The 1,444-nt window shown below is 40.2% G+C and carries 1 protein-coding gene; it reads right to left on the bottom strand.

Translation table 11 applies throughout. The features are described 5' to 3' along the window. Positions 1-37 precede the first annotated feature (37 nt). Positions 38-1,392, bottom strand: a protein-coding gene (locus CH76_RS13795) for an IS3 family transposase (protein ID WP_152553350.1) whose coding sequence is annotated in 2 segments (ribosomal slippage) — positions 38-939 and positions 939-1,392 — 1,356 coding nt in all. Because the reading frame shifts where the segments join, the coding sequence is not laid out codon by codon here. Positions 1,393-1,444: the final 52 nt, after the last annotated feature.

Below are 1,444 nucleotides of genomic sequence, written 5' to 3'. Positions count from 1 at the left end.
TGAAGTGACCCCCAAAAGTTAGACACGGTTATTTCGCTTAGGCAGCTTGGGTAAATTGAGTTCGGTATTGCACTGGACTCAATTTTAATTTTGCCTTAATCCGTTTCGTGTTGTAATAATGAATATATTTTTCGAGCTCTTCTTTAAAGTGCTCAATGCTTTCAAATTCTTTTAAGTAAAGGAATTCAGATTTCATGATGCCAAAGAAATTCTCCATCACCGAGTTATCGTAACAGTTGCCTTTACGTGACATACTTTGCACAATGCCTCTCGATTGGAGCGCATGGCGATATTGCTTCATTTGATAATGCCAGCCTTGATCGGAATGCATGAGGAGCTTATGGTCTTCTGGTAAGCGTTCTAAGGCCTTTTCTAACATGTCTGAAACAAGAGAGAAAGTCGGTCTAGAGCCGATTGTGTAGGTGATGATTTCTCCGTTAAACATGTCTAAAACAGGCGATAAATACAGCTTTTCGCCAAATAATTTAAACTCTGAAATATCCGTTGTCCATTTCTCATTTGGTGCTTCCGCTTTAAATTGACGATTTAAAATATTGTCCGCAATTTCGCCAACTGAGCCTTTATACGATTTATATTTTTTCATACGCACTAAACATTTTAAGCCAAGCGCTTTCATGAGGCGCTGTACCTTTTTGTGGTTCACTTTTTGCCCACGATTCGCTAGCTCATCACGAATACGACGGTAGCCATAGCGACCTTCGTGTTCGTCGTAAATTGCTTGAATGTCCGCTTTTAAATCAGCGTCTGGATCAGGTAACGCTAATTTCTTTGCGATATGATAAAACGTACTGCGTGGTATTTCTGCGTACGCGATAAGTGCTTTCACCGAATATGTATCCCTTAATTCACAAATGACGTTTACTTTGTCTTTCGTGGTGATGCTTCCTTGGCTTGAACTAAGGCATTCAACTTTTTTAAATAGGCATTTTCCATTTCAAGCTGCTGAATACGCGCTTGAAGTGCTTCTGTAGAGCCTTCTGCTAGTACATTTTTAGGTTTTTTAGTCGATTGTTTTTTCATGGATAGACGCCCCTTTTTCTTTGGCTGAAGGGCATCTTCTCCTAATGCTTCGAATTGTTTTTGCCAATTCCGTATCGACGTACTAGCCGCAATGTTGAAAATCGCAGCCGTTTCGTGTAAGGACGTACCGTGTTCAGTCATATAGTTAAGTACGTCTAGTTTAAATGCTTTTGTGTAATTTGTATATCGTCTAACGAACACTTCTACGCCATTCTTTCGGTATTGGTTCGTCAACGTTAGTAAGTAGCGATGTGAAATACCGAAATCCGCAGCGACTGTTCTGGAGCTTTCCTTGCCATTTAGATAGCGTTCAACCGCTGCTAATTTTTCTTCGGCACTCATTTTAGCCATGAAAAAAACACCTCATTCGTTAGTATTGTGTCTAACAAATGGGGTGCAGTTC

The sequence above is a fragment of the Lysinibacillus sp. BF-4 genome (assembly GCF_000743635.1).
In the GTDB taxonomy this organism is placed as follows: domain Bacteria; phylum Bacillota; class Bacilli; order Bacillales_A; family Planococcaceae; genus Metalysinibacillus; species Metalysinibacillus saudimassiliensis.
The sequence above is the reverse complement of the archived record's forward strand: the minus strand, read 5'-3'. Positions and strand labels throughout refer to the sequence as shown.